Annotated in this window: 21 protein-coding genes, 1 tRNA gene and 1 pseudogene; 10 read left to right on the top strand and 13 right to left on the bottom strand. The window is 60.3% G+C overall.

From position 1 onward, the window contains the following. Positions 1-74: 74 nt before the first annotated feature. From tnpC (J3A75_RS26585) to tnpA, 3 genes are all read right to left on the bottom strand, one after another. A complete protein-coding gene (gene tnpC, locus J3A75_RS26585) occupies positions 75-1,580 on the bottom strand; it encodes an IS66 family transposase (RefSeq protein ID WP_024827169.1) in 1,506 nt (501 codons plus the stop codon). Positions 1,581-1,682: 102 nt separating this feature from the next. After that, positions 1,683-2,030: an IS66 family insertion sequence element accessory protein TnpB gene (gene tnpB, locus J3A75_RS26580; RefSeq protein WP_024827170.1), complete on the bottom strand. Its 348-nt coding sequence runs from the start codon at positions 2,028-2,030 to the stop codon at positions 1,683-1,685. Continuing rightward, positions 2,027-2,443 (bottom strand): IS66-like element accessory protein TnpA, encoded by a 417-nt coding sequence (gene tnpA / locus J3A75_RS26575; RefSeq protein WP_070998920.1) that lies wholly within the window; start codon positions 2,441-2,443, stop codon positions 2,027-2,029. Before tnpA ends, tnpB begins: the two co-directional genes overlap by 4 nt. Positions 2,444-3,010: 567 nt before the next feature. Between tnpA and J3A75_RS26570 the strand changes: the two genes are divergently transcribed. Next, positions 3,011-3,331, top strand: a complete 321-nt coding sequence (locus J3A75_RS26570) for a hypothetical protein (protein WP_071000064.1) — start codon at positions 3,011-3,013, stop codon at positions 3,329-3,331. Here the strand turns inward: J3A75_RS26570 and J3A75_RS26565 are convergent. The 4 genes from J3A75_RS26565 to J3A75_RS26550 all read right to left on the bottom strand — a co-directional run bounded on the left by J3A75_RS26565 (position 3,321) and on the right by J3A75_RS26550 (position 6,109). Then, on the bottom strand, positions 3,321-4,256 hold the full coding sequence (locus J3A75_RS26565; RefSeq protein ID WP_245295821.1) for an ADP-ribosylglycohydrolase family protein: 936 nt from the start codon (positions 4,254-4,256) through the stop codon (positions 3,321-3,323). The genes J3A75_RS26570 and J3A75_RS26565 overlap by 11 nt on opposite strands. A gap of 53 nt (positions 4,257-4,309) precedes the next feature. Beyond that, complete coding sequence (locus J3A75_RS26560; RefSeq protein ID WP_209650823.1) at positions 4,310-4,849, bottom strand: hypothetical protein; 540 nt, start codon at positions 4,847-4,849, stop codon at positions 4,310-4,312. Further along, positions 4,846-5,253 carry a cyclin-dependent kinase inhibitor 3 family protein gene (locus J3A75_RS37415; RefSeq protein ID WP_409518689.1) on the bottom strand — a complete coding sequence of 136 codons (408 nt, stop codon included), beginning with the start codon at positions 5,251-5,253 and terminating at the stop codon, positions 4,846-4,848. Before J3A75_RS37415 ends, J3A75_RS26560 begins: the two co-directional genes overlap by 4 nt. 277 nt (positions 5,254-5,530) lie before the next feature. Continuing rightward, on the bottom strand, positions 5,531-6,109 hold the full coding sequence (locus J3A75_RS26550) for a recombinase family protein (protein ID WP_071000061.1): 579 nt from the start codon (positions 6,107-6,109) through the stop codon (positions 5,531-5,533). 187 nt (positions 6,110-6,296) lie between these two features. Here J3A75_RS26550 and J3A75_RS26545 point away from each other — a divergent pair, with 187 nt between their 5' ends. After that, the gene (locus tag J3A75_RS26545) at positions 6,297-8,189 is read left to right on the top strand and encodes an ATP-dependent endonuclease (protein ID WP_209650821.1); all 1,893 of its coding nucleotides are present in this window, start codon (positions 6,297-6,299) and stop codon (positions 8,187-8,189) included. A 36-nt stretch (positions 8,190-8,225) separates the two neighbouring features. Here the strand turns inward: J3A75_RS26545 and J3A75_RS26540 are convergent, their stop codons facing one another. Then, a complete protein-coding gene (locus J3A75_RS26540) occupies positions 8,226-8,486 on the bottom strand; it encodes a hypothetical protein (protein WP_159392768.1) in 261 nt (86 codons plus the stop codon). A gap of 80 nt (positions 8,487-8,566) precedes the next feature. On the opposite strand from J3A75_RS26540, the gene J3A75_RS26535 reads away from it, so the two are divergent. Next, positions 8,567-9,151: a hypothetical protein gene (locus J3A75_RS26535; protein WP_071000060.1), complete on the top strand. Its 585-nt coding sequence runs from the start codon at positions 8,567-8,569 to the stop codon at positions 9,149-9,151. 591 nt (positions 9,152-9,742) lie between these two features. Here J3A75_RS26535 and J3A75_RS26530 read toward each other — a convergent pair. Then, positions 9,743-11,458: a flagellin gene (locus J3A75_RS26530; protein ID WP_209650820.1), complete on the bottom strand. Its 1,716-nt coding sequence runs from the start codon at positions 11,456-11,458 to the stop codon at positions 9,743-9,745. 237 nt (positions 11,459-11,695) lie between these two features. Here J3A75_RS26530 and J3A75_RS26525 point away from each other — a divergent pair, with 237 nt between their 5' ends. Beyond that, on the top strand, positions 11,696-12,694 hold the full coding sequence (locus tag J3A75_RS26525; protein WP_159392767.1) for an AraC family transcriptional regulator: 999 nt from the start codon (positions 11,696-11,698) through the stop codon (positions 12,692-12,694). Between the two features lie 98 nt (positions 12,695-12,792). On the opposite strand, the gene J3A75_RS26520 is transcribed toward J3A75_RS26525, so the two are convergent. Both J3A75_RS26520 and J3A75_RS26515 read right to left on the bottom strand, forming a co-directional pair. Then, complete coding sequence (locus J3A75_RS26520) at positions 12,793-13,728, bottom strand: tyrosine-type recombinase/integrase (RefSeq protein WP_159392766.1); 936 nt, start codon at positions 13,726-13,728, stop codon at positions 12,793-12,795. Positions 13,729-14,204: 476 nt separating this feature from the next. Beyond that, positions 14,205-14,279, bottom strand: a tRNA-Thr gene (locus tag J3A75_RS26515). Positions 14,280-14,333: 54 nt separating this feature from the next. Here J3A75_RS26515 and J3A75_RS37410 point away from each other — a divergent pair. The 3 genes and pseudogenes from J3A75_RS37410 to J3A75_RS26505 form a co-directional block, all read left to right on the top strand. Further along, positions 14,334-14,756: pseudogene (locus tag J3A75_RS37410) on the top strand (acyl-homoserine-lactone synthase); the annotation flags it as partial. 33 nt (positions 14,757-14,789) lie between these two features. Then, positions 14,790-15,104 (top strand): hypothetical protein, encoded by a 315-nt coding sequence (locus tag J3A75_RS36665; RefSeq protein ID WP_244413114.1) that lies wholly within the window; start codon positions 14,790-14,792, stop codon positions 15,102-15,104. A 29-nt stretch (positions 15,105-15,133) separates the two neighbouring features. After that, entirely contained in the window at positions 15,134-15,535 is a 402-nt protein-coding gene (locus tag J3A75_RS26505) for a hypothetical protein (protein ID WP_043074353.1), read from the top strand. A gap of 121 nt (positions 15,536-15,656) precedes the next feature. On the opposite strand, the gene J3A75_RS26500 is transcribed toward J3A75_RS26505, so the two are convergent. Continuing rightward, complete coding sequence (locus J3A75_RS26500; RefSeq protein ID WP_209650818.1) at positions 15,657-16,667, bottom strand: hypothetical protein; 1,011 nt, start codon at positions 16,665-16,667, stop codon at positions 15,657-15,659. Between the two features lie 364 nt (positions 16,668-17,031). On the opposite strand from J3A75_RS26500, the gene J3A75_RS26495 reads away from it, so the two are divergent. The 3 genes from J3A75_RS26495 to tnpC (J3A75_RS26485) all read left to right on the top strand — a co-directional run bounded on the left by J3A75_RS26495 (position 17,032) and on the right by tnpC (J3A75_RS26485) (position 20,669). Then, the gene (locus J3A75_RS26495; RefSeq protein WP_012320945.1) at positions 17,032-17,997 is read left to right on the top strand and encodes a PLP-dependent cysteine synthase family protein; all 966 of its coding nucleotides are present in this window, start codon (positions 17,032-17,034) and stop codon (positions 17,995-17,997) included. Between the two features lie 299 nt (positions 17,998-18,296). Then, complete coding sequence (locus J3A75_RS26490) at positions 18,297-19,076, top strand: hypothetical protein (RefSeq protein WP_024829019.1); 780 nt, start codon at positions 18,297-18,299, stop codon at positions 19,074-19,076. Positions 19,077-19,388: 312 nt separating this feature from the next. After that, a complete protein-coding gene (tnpC, locus tag J3A75_RS26485) occupies positions 19,389-20,669 on the top strand; it encodes an IS66 family transposase (RefSeq protein ID WP_209649719.1) in 1,281 nt (426 codons plus the stop codon). 676 nt (positions 20,670-21,345) lie between these two features. On the opposite strand, the gene J3A75_RS26480 is transcribed toward tnpC (J3A75_RS26485), so the two are convergent. Next, positions 21,346-21,801: a carboxymuconolactone decarboxylase family protein gene (locus J3A75_RS26480; protein ID WP_024829020.1), complete on the bottom strand. Its 456-nt coding sequence runs from the start codon at positions 21,799-21,801 to the stop codon at positions 21,346-21,348. Positions 21,802-22,060: the final 259 nt, after the last annotated feature.

Below are 22,060 nucleotides of genomic sequence, written 5' to 3'. Positions count from 1 at the left end.
CGCTTCTTCATTGCCATAGAGAATGAGCAGAGTACGCCTGTGGTGAAGGCCGCGATCTTCGTTGAGGCGGCGTGTCAGGCGGCGATCGGCTGAGGGTGGGTCTCGGTCCAGTTCCAGGGGAGCAGGTCGTCGAGGCCTCGAGCCGGATGGTCGGGCAGCCGGCTGAGCACATCGGCGAGCCAGGCCTGCGCATCGATGCCGTTGAGCTTGGCGGTCTCGATCAGCGTGTAGAGGGCGGCCGCGCGATGGCCGCCGGCATCCGAGCCGGCGAAGGTCCAGTTGCGGCGGCCTACCGCGATCGGCCGGATCGCCCGTTCGGCGGCGTTGTTCGACAGGCAGGCGCGCCCGTCGTCGAGGAAAAGGATGAAGGCGCTCCAACGCTTGAGCATGTAGTCGATCGCTTGCGCCACCGGAGCCTTGGCGGAGAGCTTGGCGCGGTTCTCCCGTAGCCACGCTTCCAGTTCGGCGACGAGGGCGGCCGAGCGGGTGCGACGGTGCGCGCGGCGTTCATCGGCGGCAAGACCGTTGGTGGCGCGCTCGGTGGCGAAGATCGCATCGATCCGCGCCACCGCCTCAATGGCGATCGGAGCCTTCCTGAGCTCGGCCAGCTCGAAGAACTTGCGTCGGGCATGCGCCCAGCAGGCCGCCTCGCGCAGCGGGCCTGGTTTACGGCCGGGTTCGTACAGCCGACCGAACCCGGAGAAGGCATCCGCCTGCACGATGCCGTGGAAGTCGCCCAGCCAAGTCTCGGCATGCGCGCCGGAGCGGTCGGGGGAGTAGAAGTAGGCCACAGCCGGCGGCTCGGGACCGCCGAAGGGACGGTCGTCACGCACCACCGTCCAGAGCCGGCCCGTGCGGGTCTTGCCCTTGGCCAGGACCGGGACGGGCGTGTCGTCGAGATGCAGGCGCTCAGCCCCTCGAACATGGGCCTCGATCCGGGTGACCAGGGGCGACAGGGCGGTGGTCACCGCTCCGACCCAGCCGGCCAGCGTCGAGACGTCGATCGGTACGCCCTCGTGGGCGAAGCGCTGGCTCTGGCGATGCAGCGGCAGGTGCAGGCCGAACTTGGCCATCATCACCTCGGCCAGAAGGTTTGGGCCCGCTCGTCCGCGCGGGATCGGATGGAACGGGGCCGGTGTCTGCGCGATCGTCTCGCAGTCGCTGCACGAGAAGCGCTCGCGTACGTGCTGGATCACGACCCAGCGCGCCGGGATCCGCTCCAGGGTCTCGGTGACGTCCTCGCCGAGGTGACGAAGGCGCGCTCCGCCGCAACAGGCGCAGGTCGTCGGGCCGGGATGGACGACGCGCTCGCGCGGCAGGTGCTCGGGCAGAGGCCGGCGGGCGGGCTTGCGCCGAGAGGAAGCCGCACCGGAGAGCGCTTCGGGCTCGGCGGCCGCCTGCACTTGGGTCTCGGCCAGCGTCTCCTCCAGATCCTCCAGGACGAGTTCGAGCTGGTCAATCCGGGCGCTGCGCTCCGAGGAGGTCCCAAACCGTTCTCGCCGCAGCCGGGCGACCTCCAGCTTCAGCCGTTCGACCGCGATCTCCGAGGCGAGCCGGGCCGCCCGCTCGGCCAGGATCATGGCATGGGCGGCGGCAAGATCGGTGGGAAGCGGCGGGGGCTCGGGCGCGTTCGGCACGCTTGAGAGAAGAACATATTCTTCAAGCGCTGTAACGCGTTATCCTCAGCCGAGAGCGCTCGGACGCCAGCTCTCCTGCGGCATCCGCCAGTCGATACCCGAGAGCAGGTAGCCGAGTTGCGCCGTCGAGATCGTCACGGCTCCATCCGCCACCGAGGGCCACAGGAAACGGCCGCGGTCGAGCCGCTTGGTGTAGAGGCACGCGCCCTGGCCGTCGTGCCAGATCACCTTGATCAGGTCGCCGCGCCGTCCGCGGAACACGAACAGATGCCCGCCATGGGGATCGCGCTTGAGCGTCTCCTGGACGATCAGGCCGAGACTGGAAAAGCCCTTGCGCATGTCGGTGTGGCCGGTGGCCAGCCAGACCCGGACATTGGCCGGCAGCGGGATCATCGGCCCTCCAGGGCATCGAGCACCCGGCGCAGCGCCGCGGCATCGACATCCCGGTCGACCTTGAGACGACGGCCGCCGCCGAGATCGATCTCGATGACACCGGTCTTGCGCCGTGCGCGACGGGGCTGGGCCGCAGCACCCGGATCATCCGACCGCGGCGCCAAAACCGCCGACGACGGCTCCGGAGTGATGGCCACGGGGACGAACACCGGAGCCTGCCCGTCCCCGCCCAGACGGCCTTGCCGAGCCTGGCGTCGCCACGTGAACAGCAGGCCCTGAGCGATCCCGTTCCGGCGGGCCACCGAACACACCGACACGCCGGCCTCGTACGAGGCTTCGACGATCCGCGCCTTGTCCTCGAACGACCAACGCCGCCGTCGTTCGATCCCCTCCAGTACCTCGACCCGCATCATCCTGACCCGCCGACCTTAACGCCAGCATTAAGGTCAGGCTTCAGCCGAGCGCGCGATGCCTCCGGGGGCGGCCTTCACCGGACGCGTACTGAGCAGACAGCAGGACTGCTGAACATGCTTGAGGAACGGCTTGAGGGATGCCCCTGCTCTGATTGCCAGGGAAAGCTAATGGTGGCTTAGGGGTTAACGGCTCTACAAAGGCGGCAGAGAAGACTAAATAGGACGGGATGACCCACAACGGGGATCTATGAGCGGTCCTGGCAGATTGTTTTGGTCATTCCCAACCCCACCCTCTTGATCGGCTGTGGTCCGGAACGTCTGAGCAGCCGGTCAACAACTGTTATACTACCGCTCGGCGATGTCGATTCGGATCCGTGCTATAATCAAGCTATGCACATTCAAACAGTCACTGTTCGTATCAAGGACGGTTCACCGGACCTGACTGAGGAACCAACGCATACCCTTCCTCCTGTTCTCATCCGATGCGAGAAGCTATGGCAGGAGCGCGGTCGGCGTAAATCGTGGCCGAAAGATCAGTGGGCGCTTGTTCGGAGCGCCGTTGAACCCTTGATCTACGCCAGGATTGAACCTGAGCCTGAGCATTACCAGCACGGCCTTCTAAACCCGAAGGGACCGATCCAGGCTACCGCTATCGAACTGTCGTCTGTCAGTTTCGAGAATGGCCCTCTCCCGACCATCTCAGGGTGTGCGCAGTTCCAAATGACCTTCGACCGGGCCTTCACGGATACCGGTGAGTTTTATGACTGGATGGAAGCGACCGATTGGCTGGATCACGCCTTATCCTTCGGTTTCCGCTTACAGGATGGTGGCGAATGGGATGCCACCTACGATCACGCGGGCATCGACTTCGAGATCGTCACGCCTTGATGCTTGCCTCGTATAACTGTTGTGCAGTTTCGACGATACGATCATTCCAGGCGAGGCGGTTGAACCATTCCTCAGGGATAGCCGAGACACCGTAGGCCGCTCCCGCAATCTGCCCAGTCACAGCTCCTACCGTATCGGCATCATCGCCCAGGTTCACGGCCAGAAGCACGGCATCCCTGAACGTGGTCGTCTCGGATACGCACCAAAGCGCCGCTTCAAGGGTATGGATCACGTAGCCCGAAGATCGGATCGCGGATCGTGTCTTGCCTCGATACGAACCATCCATGACCGTCCGAACCCCAGAACCGAATGGCCCATAGGATGCTGAGAGAACGTCCCTGAGAGGCTTTCCGGCAATCAGCGAGGCTAGGACCGTCGCCAGGGCATCACAGGCGTCCACGGCCTCATCAGCACCGTGGGTCGTGTAACTCTGACGCCGACTCACGTCCCTTAGGCGTTCGGGGTCGTTCCAGTAGCGCAACGCCACCGGAGCCAGGCGCATGATGGAACCATTGCCCGCGGTGCTGGCACTTGTTGGACCGGCCACGGGATCATCGGTGCACCGGAAGCGCTCCAAGGCATCGCGGGTCGTCACGCCGATATCGAAGCACCCGCCCGTGCAGGAGTTCTCGCCGGCCTGAAACCAGCGACAGAACCGTTCCATGAGATCGCGTTCGTCCAGGCCACCGCAGGCAATCAGTGAGCCGCCGAGACAGAGAGCCATGGACGTGTCATCGGTCCATTGTCCAGGCAGCAGATCGAATGGGCCGCCTCCGACCATGTCATAGACCGGTGGCTTCGCGTCCCTAGCCTCAAACTCAAGCGTGGTCCCGAGGGCATCACCGACAGCAAGGCCGATGAATGCACCTAAAGAACGATTCATTTTCTCGTTGTTGGATGAGCTTCGAACCGAATCGTAGCGCAAATTTTATCCCTCGCCATTGGTGGGATCGTATAAATTATCGTTGTATGTTGTAACTATTCTTCGCCCCACTCAACTATATATCTCACTCCTGCTAGGCTCCCGCCGGCTGTACTCCGTGGTACAAGTCTTGCTATACCGCTATTCACATACTGATCTTTCCTTCCTATACTTAGTTCCCAAGCCGTACCCTTGTTAGACAGCTTTTTAATAACATACCTATCGTCTTGTAAGGTCACATATGGCCTATACCTTCTTTGCTCTCTGATTGTACGTACGCCGTTCGAATCATCCTCATCCTCATCCTCATCCTCATCCTCATCGTCGTCGGAATCACTATTTGATCCGTTGCCGTCCGATTGAAATACTTTGAATATAAGACCAAGGACAAATGATATCAGCAGGAGTGTAATGGCGCATCCTGCCCAATATAAAGCGTGAGAAAAATATGAATCTCCGTTGATGGCATCGAGATACCAAATCCAAGCACGAGATGCGAGTGACGCAACTGCCCCGAATACGTACGCAAAAGCAATAAATACGAACTTAATAGACAATATGAAGGCAGTAAATAGCCAAACGATGGCATCTATCATCGTTGATTGCTCCACTCGACTACATAATTTAGCTGATCTGTTGTCTCTATCGCGCCGGGTCTGATGCTTCGTACCCGTTCAATCGCTTGTCTCGGATCCTCATCCAGCATCACCATCAGCATGGCAGCGATCATACCGGCACGTCCGAGGCCCCCACGACAATGAAGTACGACGGCCCCGCCCGTACGTAACTGTTCCGAGATACTAGAGCCTATGGTTCGCCAAGCTGCTTCGAACGCCGGCCCTGGAACGCTGCCATCGGGAATGGGTGCGTGATGCCAAACCATTCCGGCATCCCCGACCGCATCCGGCAAGCGTTTCACCGACAGGAGGTCAAATTCGTGGGGTTCGATCAGCGTTAGAACGGATGATGCGCCCCAGTCCCGAATCGCCCTTACGTCCACAGTCAAATCGCGATCCCGATGGGCCCCAAAAACGGATGGCCCCTTCTTGCCAGGACAAAATGTAATTCCGATCCTTCCTCCCTTCTCTCCTACGGTTACCGTTGCGATTTTTTAGGGGATGAGCAATGGAAGTTCGGGAATATCTTTGTGACATAGGGAGACTGTGTGATCGGAATACAGTTTGCTCAACGCAACAAATATCACCGCTCGCCATCGATCCTCCGATGTCATGATTATACCACATCGGAGAACCGGATGAAATGCCCAGCTAGTGTTGCTATTTTAAATTCACTCGGTTCTGGTTAGTAGGAACCCCATTGCTAATCAAACGGTAGACCGATGCCCTTCCGACGTTCAGTTCCTTAGCGATGGCCGTGGCACCCATTCCCTGTGCGGCCAGTGCCTTGATCCGTTCGGCGTCGATGGTTGGCTTCCTGCCTTTGTAGACGCCCTCGACCTTGGCTTTCGCGATGCCCTCAAGCTGGCGTTCACGGCGGATCGCGGTCTCGAACTCGGCAAAAACTCCAAGCATTTGCAGAAAACACCGCCCGGCTGCCGTGGACGTATCGACCGGTTGCTCAAGGACTCTTAGGGAAACGCCCTTCGCCTCCAACCGCTTCACGATAGAGGCGAGGTCTCCCACCGATCTGGCAAGCCGGTCAATCCGTGTAACAGTTATAGAATCTCCTGGACGCGCGAACTGGATGATCGTCTCAAGCTCGCTTCGACCGTCCAGTTTCGTGCCAGTCACCTTCTCGGATCGGATGACATTGCAACCTGAGCGTTCCAACGCCTCTTGCTGAATCGCCAAACTCTGAGATGATGCACTCACGCGAGCGTAACCGTAGATAGCCATAGGCGGAGTATCTGTCTCGGATGGTTCTAGACCCGCCCACTCTAGCGTCTCGCAATCCCGACAGCAACCCATATGAGACGCTATTCGATGGTGCGGGCTGTCTCGCGCCTTTGTCTCGCTCGGGTTTACCCTTCTGAGATGCATCATTCGCTTTGAGTTGTCAGATAATTATCAGAGTGAGTATTAGATGAGTTCCGGCAAAGCTGGCGTCTACATCAAAGAGTTGAACTTCTCTGGCGGCGCCAAGCTGAAATTGATAGACAACAGTATTGTTGTTTTGGTTGGTCCCAACAATTCTGGGAAAAGCCTCTCACTTCGCGAAATAAATCACGTACTTCGGGACGGAGACGGCGACACGAAATCTGTATCGTCGATCACGATTGAAAGAATCGGTGATGACGAGGCACTTGCTAATGCGGTTGCGCCATTCCGCAGCCCCAAAGATGGATATTATTATCTTGGTGACAGCGAATATAGCCATACCAGTAGCAGAGATGTCGCGACCGCCTGGAAGTCGGATGGCCCTAAGATATCGGACTTGGCGAAACTATTTGTTGCTCATCTGACTACCGCTACCCGACTGGAGGACTCTAATCCGGTTCCAACCTTTGACGCTTCGAAATTGCGCACAGGCATACACCCAATTCACAGCCTGTACCTAGATTTAGACAAGGAACACGAAGTAAGCAATCTATTTAGATCTTTCTTCGGCTTGGATTTGGTCATCCACAGGAGCCCGGGAAGGGAGATACCATTATACGTTGGTGTCCGGCCGCCGTTAGAAGGGAATGAGACCCTTAATTCTCGTTCTTATCTTGATAAAGTTGAAGATTTGCAACCTTTGCACTTGCAGGGCGATGGATTTCGAAGCTTTGCATCGATTGTTTTAAGGGTTTGGACCGGTGTTCATAGTGTGATACTTGTTGATGAGCCGGAAGCGTTCTTACACCCCTCTCAAGCTCGGGCAATTGGGGAAATTATATCCGCAGGCACAGAGTATCAGAAGCAGATCTTCATCGCCACGCACAGCAATGAGGTGATTCAGGGACTTCTAAGCAAGTTCCCAGATCGTGTTTCTGTCGTGAGATTGGACAAGAGCCCAGAAGGCCGTAGCGCGGTATACTTACCGAGCGAACAAGTTTCCGAACTATGGAAGGATCCAATTCTACGTTATTCTAATATATTGAGCGGCCTATTCCATGACAAGGTCATAGTCACAGAGGCTGACGGAGATTGTAGATTCTACGAGGCGATAGCCGATGCTCAAGGCTCTCCATACGGCTCAATTTTCTTTACCTATGCTGGCGGAAAAGATCGAATTGCCGTTATAGTTCGTGCGTTGCGGGCTCTTCACGTTCCAGTTCGGGTCGTTGTTGATATCGATGCCTTTGCCGACGATGCGGCGCTCAAAGGTATTATCAATGCATTCGGAGAAGATTGGGATGCGTTCAGGAGCGATATTAGTAGCGTCAGAAATGTTATTCAAAGCAGGAAATCATTACTTATTGGGCTTGGTTTCAAAGAAAGAGTTCGCAGTATAGTCGCCAACGTGAAAGATACCGAAATAGTTCCAAAAGACATAATTTCGAAACTTTCTTCTTCAATGAAGGAAACTTCGCCATGGGAGTCGATAAAAGAAGGCGGCGTTGCGGCTATTCCATCAGGTGAGCCGACAAGACAGATCAATCAGTTAATCGCGCGATTGCGGGATATCGGTATATTTGTTGTCCCGGTGGGGCAAATGGAAAGATTTTATAAGGAAGTAGGCAACCATGGCCCTCGTTGGGTGATGGAAGTATTGAAGAAGGACTTGCAGCAAGATCCGGATCTGGAAGGGGCAAGAACATTTGTTTCTAATCTTGTTACATTTGAAACCACGCCTCCTGTTTTCAAGAAAGTTGATCCCGTCGCAGTAAAGCGTCTTATGTTAAGTAGGAAGGACGAGACGAAGAAGAACTTCAAGACCTTTGTTCGAAATTTAGGAAATACCTGGCGGACAATATTTTACATTACAATGGGATCTTACTTTGGAATTCAGACGGTGATGCTAATTTACCATGGAATTATAATGAAGAAATGACATGGTGGCAGTGGCATTCGATTTTCGAACTGTCGATCAGCGAAGTTGGAAGCGCGGGAAGCGGGCCATAGCGCCCGCGAGCATCTTGAGGGTCGATGTCTCGTATCGCCGGCCCACCGACGCGATACGATGGCCGGTGATTGCGTCCCTCAACCGTTCCTCGATACCTGCCCCAAGTGCGCGCGTCTTGAACGTGTGCCGCCAGCCGTGGTTCGGATCAATGCCTGGATCAAGCTGGACGGTCTGGCGAACCCACTTGGCTGCCTTATGCCCTCTCAGTTCGGCCTGGGCGGTCACCCTGTTAGGCTTGGCAATGGGCACTAGTTGCTACCGGGAGCCGACACACCAACAAGCCGCACCCGAGCCACTGAGCCCTTATGTCCGCACTGACTGTCATGTTCATCCGTCATGCCGAGAAGCCGGGCGGTAGCTTCCCAGGGGATGGCACCACGGCAGACGGCACGGCTGACGATAAGTCGCTTGTGATCCGGGGATGGCAAAGGGCCGGAGCATGGGCGGCACTGTTCGGATCCGATCTGTCCAGCGCCGACTATCCGAGGCCGAACGTCATCTATGCGGCGAAGCCCAAGCCCGTGTTCAAGAAGGCCAAGTTCAGCCACCGACCGTTTGAGACCGCGACGCCCCTAGCCGAACGCCTGCAACTGCCCCTCAGAGCGGACTACGGGGTCTCACAGGAGCACGAACTGGCGGATGAGATACGGAGCCTAACCGGGGTGGTGATCGTCTTCTGGGAGCATAAGGCCATCGTCACGGACCTGATCCCGGCTCTCAAGGCCTCTCAGACCATCCCCGGCGTTCCGACCAAATGGGATGGGGACCGCTTCGACGTGGTTCTCCGGTTCGATAGGGCGGTCCCTGACGCTCCCTGGTCGTTCCGCCAAATGTCCCCGCGCCTAATGAGCGGTGATAGTGATGCGCCGTTCTCGGAGCTTGAAGGATAAAGCCTCGCAGAATGAGGTCGGTGCAACGTGGCTTCCGCCTGATCTGCCTGCCAGACCAATCAGTTATCCTATGCGGCGCTTCACTAGTTACATCATTGAGAGGCGTCAGATCTTAGAAATCGCAAAGCATTCAGTTTCATAAACGCTTTGGGGCGTGAGACTATTGTAGGTTAGTTGAGGGCACATTGACGGGCGGGCATACTGCCGTCTAGCAATCCGTGTAGCATTGTCTCGTGCTCGACCATTGCCTGGCCGACGAGTAGCGCAGCTCCATAGTTTCCTTCGTCCACGTGGGCATGCAGCTCCAAAACGTGTCTTCCGAAAGATTTGGTTGTCGATAGAAGCTGCTTTGAGAGCGTCATGAGATGAAGTTCGTGCGGCATTCGTGAGCCGTCTCGCGCCATCCGGCTAACCATCACGCATATACGCTTGCAACAGGTGTCAGCGCCCGACTCATCGGCGAGAGCCCGGTAACACTCGGTGACTGGATCAGAGTATGTCATTTGCAAACTCGCAACGGGCTTCTCGTGTTCAGGCCAAGTCGCGGCCGGAGTGGTCCCCGGCCGCCTTTGGTCAAAAGTCTATTGCCGCCTAGCGGAGAAGCTGCAGGACGCCCTGCTGAGCCTGATTCGCGAGCGAGAGCGCGGAGATACCGAGCGAGTTGCGGGTTGAGAGTGCCTGAGAGTTGGCCGCTTCCTCGTTCATGTCAGCGTTCACGAGATTGGCCGAACCCGTATCGAGGATGTTGATCACCTTTTTGGAAAAATCCTGCCGGTTCTGCACGACGGTGAGGTTTGAGCCAAAGGTGGACGACTGGCTGCGCAGCAGGGACGAAGCCGAATTGAGCTGAGCCATTGCTGTTTTGATGTCGTCATCACTGGCGAAGCTTCCGGTCGCCTGTGATAGGCCTAGACCAGCGGCGTCGAACTTAACACCCTTGAGGTCTAGGAAGCTCGAGTCCTTTTCGTTGAAAGAGATGTGAAGGGTGTTTTCCTTTGGATCCGAACCACCGCGGTAGAGTAGATTGACGCCGTTATAGCTTGAGTCCTGCGCTTGTTGCGTAATCTGGGTCAGCAGATCATTGAACTGCTGAGCAAGGGCCGCACGTGCATTCGCGCTATTCGCCGAAGTGGAGCCGGCCCCTGTCGCAGTAGCTTTGCCATCTGCAATGGTCTGACTAGTAGCGTTTGTGCCGAAGCCGATATCGTTGGCGCCAGCGGATGTGACTGTTACTTTCTGATCAGCACCACTTGCCGTAGTACGGATCGAGATCGCACCCGTGGTGTTATTTGCCTCTGCAATAATCTTGCCCTTCAATCCAACATCGTTGCTGATTTGAAGATTGATAGCATCGCGGACATCTTCGGCGGTCGCAGCTGCCGAGAGAGGCAAATCCGTCCCGACGCGAAGATCGATTTTCTTGGACGCTCCGTCTCCGAGCTGAATATTGATTGAGCCGTCATCCCCGTCGGCCAGGGCCGTTGTGGTTCCGGTCGCGAGGGAGGCAAGGCCGGCAGCACTTGCAGCCGTAACCTTGGCTTTCGTGGAGCCGTCCGTGGCATTTACGCCGGTGGCAGTAATAGCAGCAAAGCCATTTGCCCCAAAGCCGACGTCCTTCGTCGAGCTAGCGACAGCTTCAATCTTCACTGACGCGTCAGAGCCAGTGTCGGTTGATTGGAAGTTGAGACGCCCGTCTGTCGTCAGGCTTGCAGTGACTTGAGCGCCATTGCCTGAGGCAGAAAGCTGCTTATTGATCTCCGTCAAGATCTCGTCGCTCGTGACCTTTGAAAGGTCGGCAACTTTGCCAGCAAGATGAGATGAGTCGATTGTGACAGTGGTGGACTGACCCGTGGCATCGGTCACTTTGAAAGCGGCGTTGTCGGTCGACAACGAGAAATCCAGAGTGCCGGAGCCGTCCGTTGCTGCGGAGGAAGACGCCTTAATAGCTAAGGCAGCCGTGATGTTGGCCTGAGTCGCGCTTGCGCCAGTCGCCGTCGTCTTCGTAGCAAGCGCCTGGGTCGCGGTCGACTTCGCGCTGTCAACTAGCTTCTGAATCGAAGTGATGCCCTGGTTAGCGGCCTGAATGGTCTGAATGCCATTCGAGATGCCGTCCAAGAGGTTGCTCAGGTCGGAAGACCGATTGTTCAGCGACTGCGACGTGAAGAAGTTCACCGGATTGTCGAGGGCCGAGTTGACCTTCTTGCCGGTAGACAAGCGGTTTTGGGTCGTCGCCAGGAGGTTCGCCGTGTCCTGCAGGGAGAGCAGGTTCTGACGTGTGGCCGCAGAAAGGGTGATGTTGGAAGACATGGATGCGATCCCTTTTGGGTGAGGTGTCTTTCTCGAAGACAGGCTCAGGATCGGGATCCCAAGTTTAAACGAAGATAAATATTAGACCTCCTAAGCAGCGATGATGTCTACCAACGTCCGTATTATGTCGCCTATCGTCCTTTACTGGCTGGTAGCGTTGCGGGATCGATATTCGATTGAGCGGGGTTGACACAAATAGCCATGTGTCTACCTAGGGTGGTACCCTATGAGCACCTGATGCCCGACTTCATCGATCCAGGCTTCGATCAGATTGAGAGTGACCGCGACCGCGCCCAAGCCTGGGTGCAGGCGGTATCGACGATTGTGAGGCCGACACTGACCGCCGAGGAAGCGGTGACGCGACGCGTACGGTTCCATTCCTGGCAGCTTGGCGGACTGATTCTCAACGAGATCGACGCGCCGCCACAAGTGGTCGAGCGCACGCCGTTTCAGATCGCGAGCCAAGGCGTCGATCACGTGATGCTCAGTCTAATAACGGCCGGAAAGGTTTCTCTTATCGCGTCCGATACTGAGCAGCCTGTTCCGGTCGGCTCGCTCATTCTATTTGATCTGTCTCAGCAATCTCAGGCGAGATCACTGGGCGTGAGCGGTCTGAACGTGATAATCCCGCGTCGCTATTTGGACGCGCGGTTGGGGGAGCCGGCCGATCTTCATCACTCAATCATTTCCCCGTGCAGCCAACCGCTCGTTCGGCTTCTTGGCGACCTCATCCGGAACACCCATTCCTGCATCGAACAACTGGATGGTAAGCAGAAGAAACTTCTAGCCGACGGGATCGTTTCATCGCTCAACGCCGTTATACCTCCAGTCGAGAACAGCTCTCAAGCAGCGCCGGCTCCACGGGAAATCAAGGTTCGGCAGTTTATAGAAGCAAATCTGAGCCGCAATGATCTTAGTGTGGACGCGCTGTGCGCGGAGTTCGGGCTTTCCCGCACTCCTGTCTACGAAATATTCGAGGCAGAGGGAGGCGTGATGACATATATCCGCAACCGTCGCCTATCCTGGGCTATGCGAATGCTATCCGGCTTAGAAGGTAACTCGCAGAAGCGGATTTCCGAAGTTGCCTATGCTTGCGGGTATGACACCCTCAAGGCCTTCTCGAAGGCATTCAAAGCGCGTTATGGCGTCATTCCGCGGGAGGTCGACGCCTCATATGTAGCCGAACGGGTTCGGGGACCCGGGCAAGCTTTGCAGTCTTGGATCAAAGCTCTTTAACTTAGTTGCGTCGTCTAAGTCTCGCGTTGGATCGTTGGTTCGAAGAACTTATCATCGGTAGATCAACTTTTGGATCGTGCCTTGTGTGTCGTCCTCCGTCACAGTCCGATACTGTACCGTGGGAAGCGGCCTATAGCGTCCGCAAGCATCTTGAGGGTCGGTGTCTCGTATCGCCGACCCACTGAAGCAACGCTATGGCCCGTGACGGCATCCCTCAATCGTTCCTCAATGCCGGCTTCGAGAGCCCTCGTTTTCCAGGTGTGCCGCCAGCCGTGATTTGGATGGACGCCCTTATCGAGGCTAACCTTCTCCCGGATCCATCTTCCTAGCTTATGGCCCTGAAGTTCGCTTGGAGTAGTCGCGGTCCCCTTGCCGTGTCTGTTGGGGTCATAAAACAGCGGACCCTCCGGACGTGTTGCGACAAAGGCCAAGAACCCCTGCTCGATGAGATGCGGGTGTAGAGGGACGGTCCGTGGTTGGCCTGTCTTTGTGACCTTCAAGTCCATCACCGGAATGCTGCCCTCATCGCGTATGTCTCGACGCTCCAAACTTGTCAGCTCTCCTATCCGCGCTCCCGAGTAGGCGGCTAGCCACGGGCACCACCTTCGTGTGGCGCTGCGGGGTAGGTTTGTGGGATCGAGATAGACCGCGGAAGCCGCTGTAAGGATGGCCCGAGCCTCGTTGTCTCGGAACGTTCGTTCACGTCCCACAACGATCTTAGGCCGATCAAGCGAAATGCCCGAGGCGGGGTTGCCCGTCATCAATGAGCCGCCGGACCTTCCCGATGCCCACCGGAACACCGAACTGACGGTCGCTAGGTCATTCCGGTTGATCGCTCGGACCGAGATGCCTTCGCAGTCACGCCGCGCCTCTGCCCAGGAGTACATGTCGTCGGTTGTCAGCGTCCGAACGTCGCGCCCTTCGAAGAACCGTATGAGTGAGCGGAAGCTGCCACGGTAACGCTTGATGGTGTTCCGGGATCGTTTGTCCGCGTTGTATGCCGCCCAACCGTCGAACAGGTGGCCGACCGTCAAGGGAGAGCCGCCTGTCCCCGTTGGCGGATGGCCGGGAGAGAGCAGGTGCCTAGGTTCCGATTTGGCGGTGTCGGCGATTGGAGCTTGGTCTGTTCTCCCGACCGCGCCAAACGGGTCATTCAGGCTTTGTGTGACCATCCCGGCTTGATGCGCGTGCCAGAACCGCTTGAGCGCACCGTCGGCAATCGCATGACGGACTTTGGCTTCGCGTAGGTCTTTGGTTCGTAGCGATGCTTGGACGATAGGGCCGACAGTGAGCGAAGCCGACGCCTCTCCGATGGGAAGCGTGACCGACTGTCCCTTTAACCGTTGAAGCAGATCGGCCGGTGTCCGCTGACGAAGATGGTAGACCCCTGACCTCGGGTGCTTCCACGGACGGGCGATTCGAAGGGACAATGTGTGATACCGCTGTGTGAGAGTAGCGGTTGCCTCGCCCTTATCGTCTGCCTAACCCACTGATTTTCATAGACGGATGATGGTGCCGGCGGAGGGGATCGAACCCCCGACCTTCGGTTTACAAAACCGCTGCACTACCGCTGTGCTACACCGGCAGGCGCCCTGAAACCATTGAGGAAATTGGCGGTTTCGGTGCGTCAGGAGCGTCTTTGACTACGATTGTAGGCGTTTCGTCAAGGCACAGAACTCGGCACACTCCGTTCACTGCTCGTTCGCGTTGCCCTTCGAGCGAGCCCAACAGGCCGGCTCCCGAGGAAATCGGGGGTCGGCACAAGAGTCGGCACACTTTACGGCACAGGATCGAATGGCCAAGGACCCTGCGACCGTCTCCGAGCTGTTTGAGGCGAAGGAGATCACCGACCAGGAGTTGGGAGGCTTGCCGAAGACCCGACGGGCGTGAACGGGACCTGTTTGACGGCCCGGCCGCGTTCCACCTCCTCGGCGAGGAAGATGACGAGATCGTCGCCTACGCCAGGTTCCTGCCGACGACGAGGCCACACCTTCTCTCGCACCTGTACCCTGAGATCATGCAAGGCGGCTTCGCTCCGAAGGGACCGGCGATCTACGAATGGACACGCCAAGCGATCGTCGCGAGGAGACGTGAGATGCCGGATGCCGACCTATTCGCCGCGGCTGTTTCTGGTGCCATAGCGCTGGTGGTCCATGCTCTGAATCTCGACGGTTTGCTCATCGAGTTCCATCCCGCGCATATCCCGCGGCTGCTCGACACCGGCTGGGATGTCCGACCGCTCGCCCTTCCGACCTCCTACGAAGGCTCCAAGATCGTCCCGGTCTACGCCCGGGCGACCGGCCGCACCCTGAATGCTGCGCAGGCGGCCTTCGCGGCTTGGCCAAGCGCTCAGCTTCGCCTGCCGCACGGCCTCGTGGGGCGCGGGCAGCTCGAAGCCACAATTCAGTAACGTTCGGACCGCCGAGAGGAGCACGACCGATGTCACTCGCCGCGCAAAGCGTGCCGTTCTTCCGGGTGTATCGCGAGGTCACCTTGGCCCTTTACACCACTCTCGTGGAAGAGCTCTGCAGCTCGCCAGGCTTGCCGTATCAATTCGCCACCACGCTTGAGGATATCGGGCAGGGCTTCATGAAGCTCACCGACAGGGTCAACGGCGAACTCGAACGCCGTAGCCTCCTCGACCGCGAAGTCGAAGCCGAGCATACCGTCGAGGCCAAGATTGAAGCGTTTCTGGCCCGCACGTTCGTCACTCACCGGGATCCGTTGAGCAACATGCCAGGCGAGGCGGCGAACGCGGGGCTGGATCGGGCGCTCGTTGAGCAAGCGCTGAAGATCGCCCTCACGATGACCCACGATCTACCGGTTGTTCAGCCAAGCTGAACAGCGGATCTGTCGCCTTGCCTTCTCCGTGGGATGACACGGCGCAAGGCGGGCCGACGCCACGCCGAAGATCCTACCGCCTCAGGGCATCCGCCCGCGCTCGGATTTGCATCGGCGCTCGCTAACGCGCTGCCGACCGAGCTTCGACCACCACCACGATCGCCGAGCGTGCCGAGCTGCCCGGTCGTGACTGAGCCGCATAATCTATCTTTGGATGGCGATCTCCTCGCCAGGCGGAATCATCCTGCCCGAGGGGACCCGCGGTGCCGGCGAGCCGACCGACGACCTCGAAGGCGATGGACGAGATCGTGGCGCTGGAGCCCAGATCGAAGTCGGGCGAGGCGAGGTAGGCGGTGCCGTTGTAGGGCGGCGCGGCGGCCGGGTAGCGGGCCAGCGCCGGGCCCCAGGGCCGCTGCGGCGTGTCGCCGGGGATGAGGCTGAGGAAGTTGGTCGGGAACGGCGTGACCGACTGGCCGCTGAGGACCTCGCCGATGCCCTGGACCGGCCCCTCGGCGAGGCCGAACATGATCCAGGTCGAGTAGGTGTAGCCGGTGCCGCCGTGGCGGCCGCCATCCTTGCCGCCCGCCTTCTTGCCGCGCTGCGCGTGGGTCTGGAAGCCGTCGGACCAGATGACGTTCGGGGCGATGCGGTTGGTCCCGTAGACGACCGGGATCGGCAGCGCGCTCGAGGCGGTCTGGACCTGCAGGCCGGTGTAGTCCGGCCGGACTGTGCGCTGCTTCCCGCCGAACAGGCTCATGGCAGCCTCAGACCGGGTCGGCCTCGGCGGTCGCGCGGGCGGCCCAGAGGCTGAAGAAGCGGGGGGGGGGCGGCCGGGCTCGGCGAGGACGGGGTTGCGCATGATCGGCTCCTCGATCACGGCCTGGGCCGGCGAGAAGGCGTGGACGAGGGTCAGCGGCTCGGTCGCCGTGACGATGCCGCGATGAGCGTAGGCGCGGCCGTAGCGGAACACCACGACATCCCCGGGCTGCGGGTGCTCAACTTCGGTGGCGCGCTCGAACACGAAGCCGAGGTAGCGCTCGTCGTCGCGGTGGAGGTGCCAATCCTGCGGGTAGGGGCGCGGGTCGAAAGTCGGCACGAGGCCGGCATCGACGAACACGCGCACGAGGAGCATGCCGCAATCGACGCCGACGCCGCGCAGGTCGGCGCCGGGATGGTAGGGGGGCCAAGCCAGCCTCGTGCCTCGCGCACGAGGATCCGGCGCACTCCATCTTCAGCGAGCATTCGGAGCCCTCGACGCGCTGCATCCCCGGTCATGTCATCGCGCGCTGAGCCCTACTCTCTGGCAGACGAGCCCAGCTAAGCGATCCGGATCTGACGCCGGATCCAGGCTCGGTATGTCTGCTTCGCGTGGTTTCCTGCCTGTCTTCTTGCGGTCGGCGGATGAACTGAAGCGGACACGGCGGCGGGACATGCTCACGACCGCGAGCGGACCTCGATATCTCCCGAAGGCTGGATGCTCCTGCTACGATCCCTCGATGCGCCCCACATCGCTGTCCCCATCTCCTTCGACTGCGCGGATCAAGCCTTCCGCCCTCGACCTGATCGGCCATACGCCACTGATCGCTCTCGACCGCATCCACCGTGGCCCCGGCCGCATCCTGGCGAAGGCCGAGTTCATGCAGCCCGGTGGGAGCGTCAAGGATCGGGCGGCCCGTGCCATCGTCCTTGCCGCGCGTGAGGACGGGCGTTTGGCCCCCGGTGCGCCCGTTGTGGAGATGACCAGCGGCAACATGGGAGCCGGTCTCGCGGTGGCCTGCGCTGCACTGGGACATCCCCTCGTGGTCACGATGTCCGCCGGGAACAGCCCCCAGCGTGCCCGGATGCTCGAAGCGCTCGGGGCCGAAGTTATTCTGGTGCCGCAGATCGACGGAGCAGCTGGGCAAGTCACCGGGGCGGACGTAGACGCGGCGGCTGATGCGGCGGCGCGCATCGCGGAAGATCGGGGCGGCTATTACGTCAACCAGTTCCACGCGCCGGAGTGTATGCGCGCCCACCGCGAAACGACCGGGCCGGAGATATGGGAGCAATCCTCCGGCCAGGTCGATGCCTGGGTGGCCGCTGTAGGGACCGGTGCGACTTTCCTCGGAGTAGCGGCGGCATTGAGGGAACGTAATCCCCACGTGATCTGCGCCGCCGTCGAACCGGAGGGATGTCGCCCCCTGGCGGGATTATCAGTCACAAAGCACCGCCACCTCATCCAGGGCACAAGCTACGGAAGCATCCCCCCACACTGGAATGGTGATCTGATGGACCTGTCTATTCCCGTAACCGATGAGGAGGTGGAGCGCTGGCGTAGAGGGCTCGCGACGCAGGAGGGCTTGCACGTCGGCTACTCGGCCGCTGCCAACGTAGCTGCGGCTGCTGCGCTGTTGTCGTCCGGACGCCTTCCAGCCGACGCAATCGCCGTGACCGTGCTGTGCGATACAGGCTTGAAATACTGAGGCCCACATCCCGCGCCTATCACGCCGATCCGAGGTTGCCGGACGGAGACGAATGTCCGCTTCCGGGAAGCGCCCGCGGCGGTGCGGGCGACTGACATGGGTCGAAAGCAGGCCGTCCGCTCACGGTGGTTTTGCGACGGTCCGCTTTTGGACGGAGAAGCATCGAAGCGGACGTCGCTGCCGTGCCTGCTTTCGACGCCGGGCGGGCTCCCAAGGGACCTGCTTATGGGCATTCAGCAGCGCAGATTTCGGCGCGGTGGTTGGTGGTTTCATCGGGCGCCTGTTGTAAGATCTGAACTATGCCCGGCATCTTCGATTGGCTCAGCAACCGTAGGTCGTCCGAACAGCGTGGCCCTGCTGTCGCGGCGCACTCGGATATGGCAGCTGGGGATGCGCCTGGCGAACTCTATGCCCTTCTCTCGGCTCGGCTTGGCGACTACCCGCCCGACACGCCGCTCCATCGCGGTGATCCAAGGGGTCTGACGCCGGAGCAACGCGCCGAGAACCTAGCCCAGTTTCTCGCCCGCGACCCCAATCGGATCGCCGTCCTCGTCTCTTGGCTTGCCCGAGAAGGGCTCGACGGAGCGGCGGTGCTGAAGGGCGACGAAGCGGCGCTGGCGGAGGGTCGACGGATCGATGCGTGGCTTGCCGGCTGGGTCCCGCACCGCCCCTTCGATCCCGTTCTGGGCGATAGCGAGGTCGGTCCGCCGCGCGCCCGCTGGTTTGCGAGCGACCGCGCGGGTGCGGATCTCGTGTTCAGCTTCGTCTCCGATCTGGCACGGCTCAACGCCGCGGCCATCGCTGCAGCTGATCCGTTGTTCTCTTGGGCGGTTGTAGAGGATGCGCTCGAGGCTGCGGCCACCGCCGACCCGGTCGACAACCCCCATGGGGAGCCGAGTGACCGGCGTTACCACCTCTGTCTTGTCAGGGACACTCACGACGGCTCGATGCCGATTGTCCTCGACGTACCGCTCGCGATGCTCTGCCTGGTGCATGGGCGCATGTCGCCGCTCGGCCTACCGGTACCGGCGGAGTTCCCGATCGGGCTGCATGCGATCCGGTCGGGCGCCTATGCTTGACAGCCTTCTTCGCGAGCGATCGCAAGCTGCAAGAGCTGCTCGGGGTGGAAGGCGGCTTGTCCGCTTCCAAAGAGCAGCGGCATCGAAGCGGCCGTAATTGCCTCCTCGCCCAAAAATATTACACCAAACAGGGCGGTCGAAATTGTGTTGTCGAGATTTTCCGGGTGCGCCTATCAATCCAAATCAAAAAAACAAGTAGCTCGCCTTATCATGATTAACGTTCAGAGCGGGCGAATGTTGGCGCTTCGATGGCCTTCAAACGTAATTACCCACGCCCTTGCGCGGGACGGATTTCGCTGATTCTCTCGTGAGATGGGCCGCAGCGAACTGGAACGGCTGAGCCGCGAAGAGCTGATCGAGCTGGTGCTGCGGCTGCAGCGGCCAGAGAAGACGTCGCGCACCTCGTCCAAGCCGCCCGCGACCGATCGCAAGGAGCAGCGGGAGCACTCCAAGCCCGGCGGCGCCAAGCCCGGTCACGAGGGTCACAGCCGCGTCGTGAGCGACGATCCCGATACGCTCGTCGAGCATCGTCCCGAGGCGTGCGCGTGCTGCGGCGCCAGCCTGCACGCCGCTCTTCCGGCAGAGGTCGTCAGCGTCGCCGAGCAGATCGAGCTGCCCGCGGTGGCGCCGATCGTGACGCAGCACCGCCGGCTCGCGGTCCGTTGCCCGCGCTGTGGGGAGCGGGTGGTCGCACCGGTGCCGGAGGCGGCGCGCGGCACGCCCTTCGGTCCGCGGCTGCATGCGGTGGCGACGTACCTGAAGACCTTCCAGGCGCTCTCGTACGAACGGTTGCAGGCGGTGCTCTCCGACCTGTTCGGCCTCACGCTCAGCCAGGGCGGGCTGATGAACCTGCTCCGCCGCGCGCAGGGCTGCTTCCGTCCGGGTCGCGACGCGGCCATCACGACCCTGCGCCGGGCTGAGGTCGTCGCCTGCGACGAGACCGGCGTGCGCATCGAAGGCTCGAACGCCTATCACTGGCTGTTCCACTCGGGCGACGCGGTGGTGCACACGCCGTCTCCGACGCGCGGTGCTGTCGTGGTGCGCGAGATGATGGACGGACACCGACCGGCGGTATGGATCTCCGACCGCTACACCGCCCAACAGGGCCATGCGGATAAGCACCAGACCTGCTTGGCGCATCTGGCCCGCGATGTTGCCTACGCCGTCGAGGTCAGCGACGATCCCGTCCCCTGGCGCCTGCAACTCTGGCTACAGAGCGTGTTCGCCCTGGCCGAGCGCGTCACAGACTTGGCTGCCTCGACGCTCTCGGCCAAGCGCCGGAGCCTGGATCGGCAACTCGGCGCTATCCTGGCCACGCCGAGCCGCTGTGATCTGACCCGCGACCTGCAGGCCAAAATCAGCCGTGCGCGCGATCAGCTCTTGGTCTTCCTCGCCTATCCCGGAAAGGTCGAGCCGACGAATAACGGCTCCGAGCGGCTGCTGCGTCCCGCTGTCGTGCAGCGGAAGGTGACCAACGGCTATCGCGCCATGTGGGCGGCCGAGGGCGAAGCCGCCATTCGCACCGTCGTCGACACCGCCCGCATCACAGGCAGCAGCCCCTTCAGCACCATCCTCAAAACCACCGGCGCTTGAACCCTGCCATCATAGGCCTGGGTAATTACCTTCAAACAGCAGAGCGCGCCCGATTTTGCCAGCTCGTTCAGGGCGCACCGGTCGAGCGTGGGTGTCCGCACATCTCAAATTGATGATGTGGGCGCTAACAGCTACTGGAATAGAGCCTTTGACCGATCTTTTGCTTCGGTATTTAGCTGCCCCGATCCAGCGCACCACCCAGTGCTCTCGCCCTCGGCGCAAGGCCGGGGGCTGCTCCAACTTGACTATACGCCAAGTCAGACGTCTACCATCGCGCTTGGCTGAAGACATGAGTGTGGCCCCCGATGACTTCTGATACGAGGGTCAGTCAGTTGCGCTCTTTCCTTTGACGGACTTTGATCTTCATCAAACCACGCGAGGTCCATAGCGCGTGAACCATGTCCTCCCTATCAGGCGTCGCCTATCAGCCTGTTCAGTGGGGCGGTGGGGCCCACGTACCCCGAGACTGGGAGGCGCGCCGGCTGGATGAGGCGGGCAGCAACCAGACCGCCAAGCGATCGAACGGCTGCTTACAGGCAACGCGCCAGCTGCCATGAATGGAGAGGTTGGGTCGGTAGCTGGCCGTCCGCTCGGGGTGGAAAGCTTCCGGTCTGCTCATCGATTGGCAGCCCGGGAAGCTGCCGTCGCCCCAGCCATGGTCGTGTTTGGAAGGGGCTCAGGCTTTCGCGACGACGGGAAGCCGGAAGGGCGCTCCGAGTCGATTAAATGCGTTCATCGCCGCGATGGCGATCGTGAGGTCCACGAGATCCTTTGCCGTGAAAGCCGCGCTCGCGGCCGCATAGGCTTCGTCGGAAGCGTGCGTCTCGCTGACCAGTGTGACTTCCTCCGCCCACGCGAGCGCAGCTCGGTATTGGTCGGAGAACAGGTGGGGCACCTCGGCCCAGACTGGAACCAGGGCGACCTTCTCGAACGGCATCGTCTTGAGGAGATCACGGGAATGTAGGTCGATGCAATGCGCGCAGCCATTGATCTGCGACACGCGCAAGAAGACGAGGTGGATCAGTTCGTGGGGAAGGTCGGTGCCCGTGGTGATGTAGTGGTGGATGCCGAAGAACGCCCTCGCGCCCTCCGGCGCCACCTCAGTCCAGACTAGCCGCTTGTTCTGACTCATGACGGATCCCGGTGCTCGGAACGCCGGAGATCGACGTTCGAAGCTACGACGAGCTGGCCCGCAAAGATGTGACATGCCACGCCACATTCCTGCTCGACAGGCGGACACGTGGCTCGTTCACGCTCGGACGTCCGCTTCGAAGCAGTCTCTCCGAGGCATCCGCCGACCGGATTGGGGCGACCGCGGAAAGTCCCTTTGCGAGGGATCGGTCAACCTCCGCATCCCGCCCTCAGCGACATCTCCGCAGCCGCCGCTCCGA

Origin of the sequence: Methylobacterium sp. PvP105, from assembly GCF_017876975.1 — a bacterium.
Taxonomy (GTDB): domain Bacteria; phylum Pseudomonadota; class Alphaproteobacteria; order Rhizobiales; family Beijerinckiaceae; genus Methylobacterium; species Methylobacterium radiotolerans.
Note: the sequence above shows the minus strand (reverse complement) of the source record. Positions and strands in the feature narration are given on the sequence as shown.

What these genes read in the sequence shown, in the direction of transcription:
- tnpC (WP_024827169.1), bottom strand. Translation starts at nt 1,580, where the DNA reads ATGATCCTGGCCGAGCGGGCGGCCCGGCTCGCCTCGGAGATCGCGGTC.
- tnpB (WP_024827170.1), bottom strand. Translation starts at nt 2,030, where the DNA reads ATGATCCCGCTGCCGGCCAATGTCCGGGTCTGGCTGGCCACCGGCCAC.
- tnpA (WP_070998920.1), bottom strand. Translation starts at nt 2,443, where the DNA reads ATGATGCGGGTCGAGGTACTGGAGGGGATCGAACGACGGCGGCGTTGG.
- J3A75_RS26560 (WP_209650823.1), bottom strand. Translation starts at nt 4,849, where the DNA reads ATGATAGATGCCATCGTTTGGCTATTTACTGCCTTCATATTGTCTATT.
- J3A75_RS26550 (WP_071000061.1), bottom strand. Translation starts at nt 6,109, where the DNA reads ATGGCTATCTACGGTTACGCTCGCGTGAGTGCATCATCTCAGAGTTTG.
- J3A75_RS26545 (WP_209650821.1), top strand. Translation starts at nt 6,297, where the DNA reads ATGAGTTCCGGCAAAGCTGGCGTCTACATCAAAGAGTTGAACTTCTCT.
- J3A75_RS26535 (WP_071000060.1), top strand. Translation starts at nt 8,567, where the DNA reads ATGTCCGCACTGACTGTCATGTTCATCCGTCATGCCGAGAAGCCGGGC.
- J3A75_RS26530 (WP_209650820.1), bottom strand. Translation starts at nt 11,458, where the DNA reads ATGTCTTCCAACATCACCCTTTCTGCGGCCACACGTCAGAACCTGCTC.
- J3A75_RS26525 (WP_159392767.1), top strand. Translation starts at nt 11,696, where the DNA reads ATGCCCGACTTCATCGATCCAGGCTTCGATCAGATTGAGAGTGACCGC.
- J3A75_RS36665 (WP_244413114.1), top strand. Translation starts at nt 14,790, where the DNA reads ATGCCGGATGCCGACCTATTCGCCGCGGCTGTTTCTGGTGCCATAGCG.
- J3A75_RS26505 (WP_043074353.1), top strand. Translation starts at nt 15,134, where the DNA reads ATGTCACTCGCCGCGCAAAGCGTGCCGTTCTTCCGGGTGTATCGCGAG.
- J3A75_RS26500 (WP_209650818.1), bottom strand. Translation starts at nt 16,667, where the DNA reads ATGCTCCTCGTGCGCGTGTTCGTCGATGCCGGCCTCGTGCCGACTTTC.
- J3A75_RS26495 (WP_012320945.1), top strand. Translation starts at nt 17,032, where the DNA reads ATGCGCCCCACATCGCTGTCCCCATCTCCTTCGACTGCGCGGATCAAG.
- J3A75_RS26490 (WP_024829019.1), top strand. Translation starts at nt 18,297, where the DNA reads ATGCCCGGCATCTTCGATTGGCTCAGCAACCGTAGGTCGTCCGAACAG.
- tnpC (WP_209649719.1), top strand. Translation starts at nt 19,389, where the DNA reads ATGGGCCGCAGCGAACTGGAACGGCTGAGCCGCGAAGAGCTGATCGAG.
- J3A75_RS26480 (WP_024829020.1), bottom strand. Translation starts at nt 21,801, where the DNA reads ATGAGTCAGAACAAGCGGCTAGTCTGGACTGAGGTGGCGCCGGAGGGC.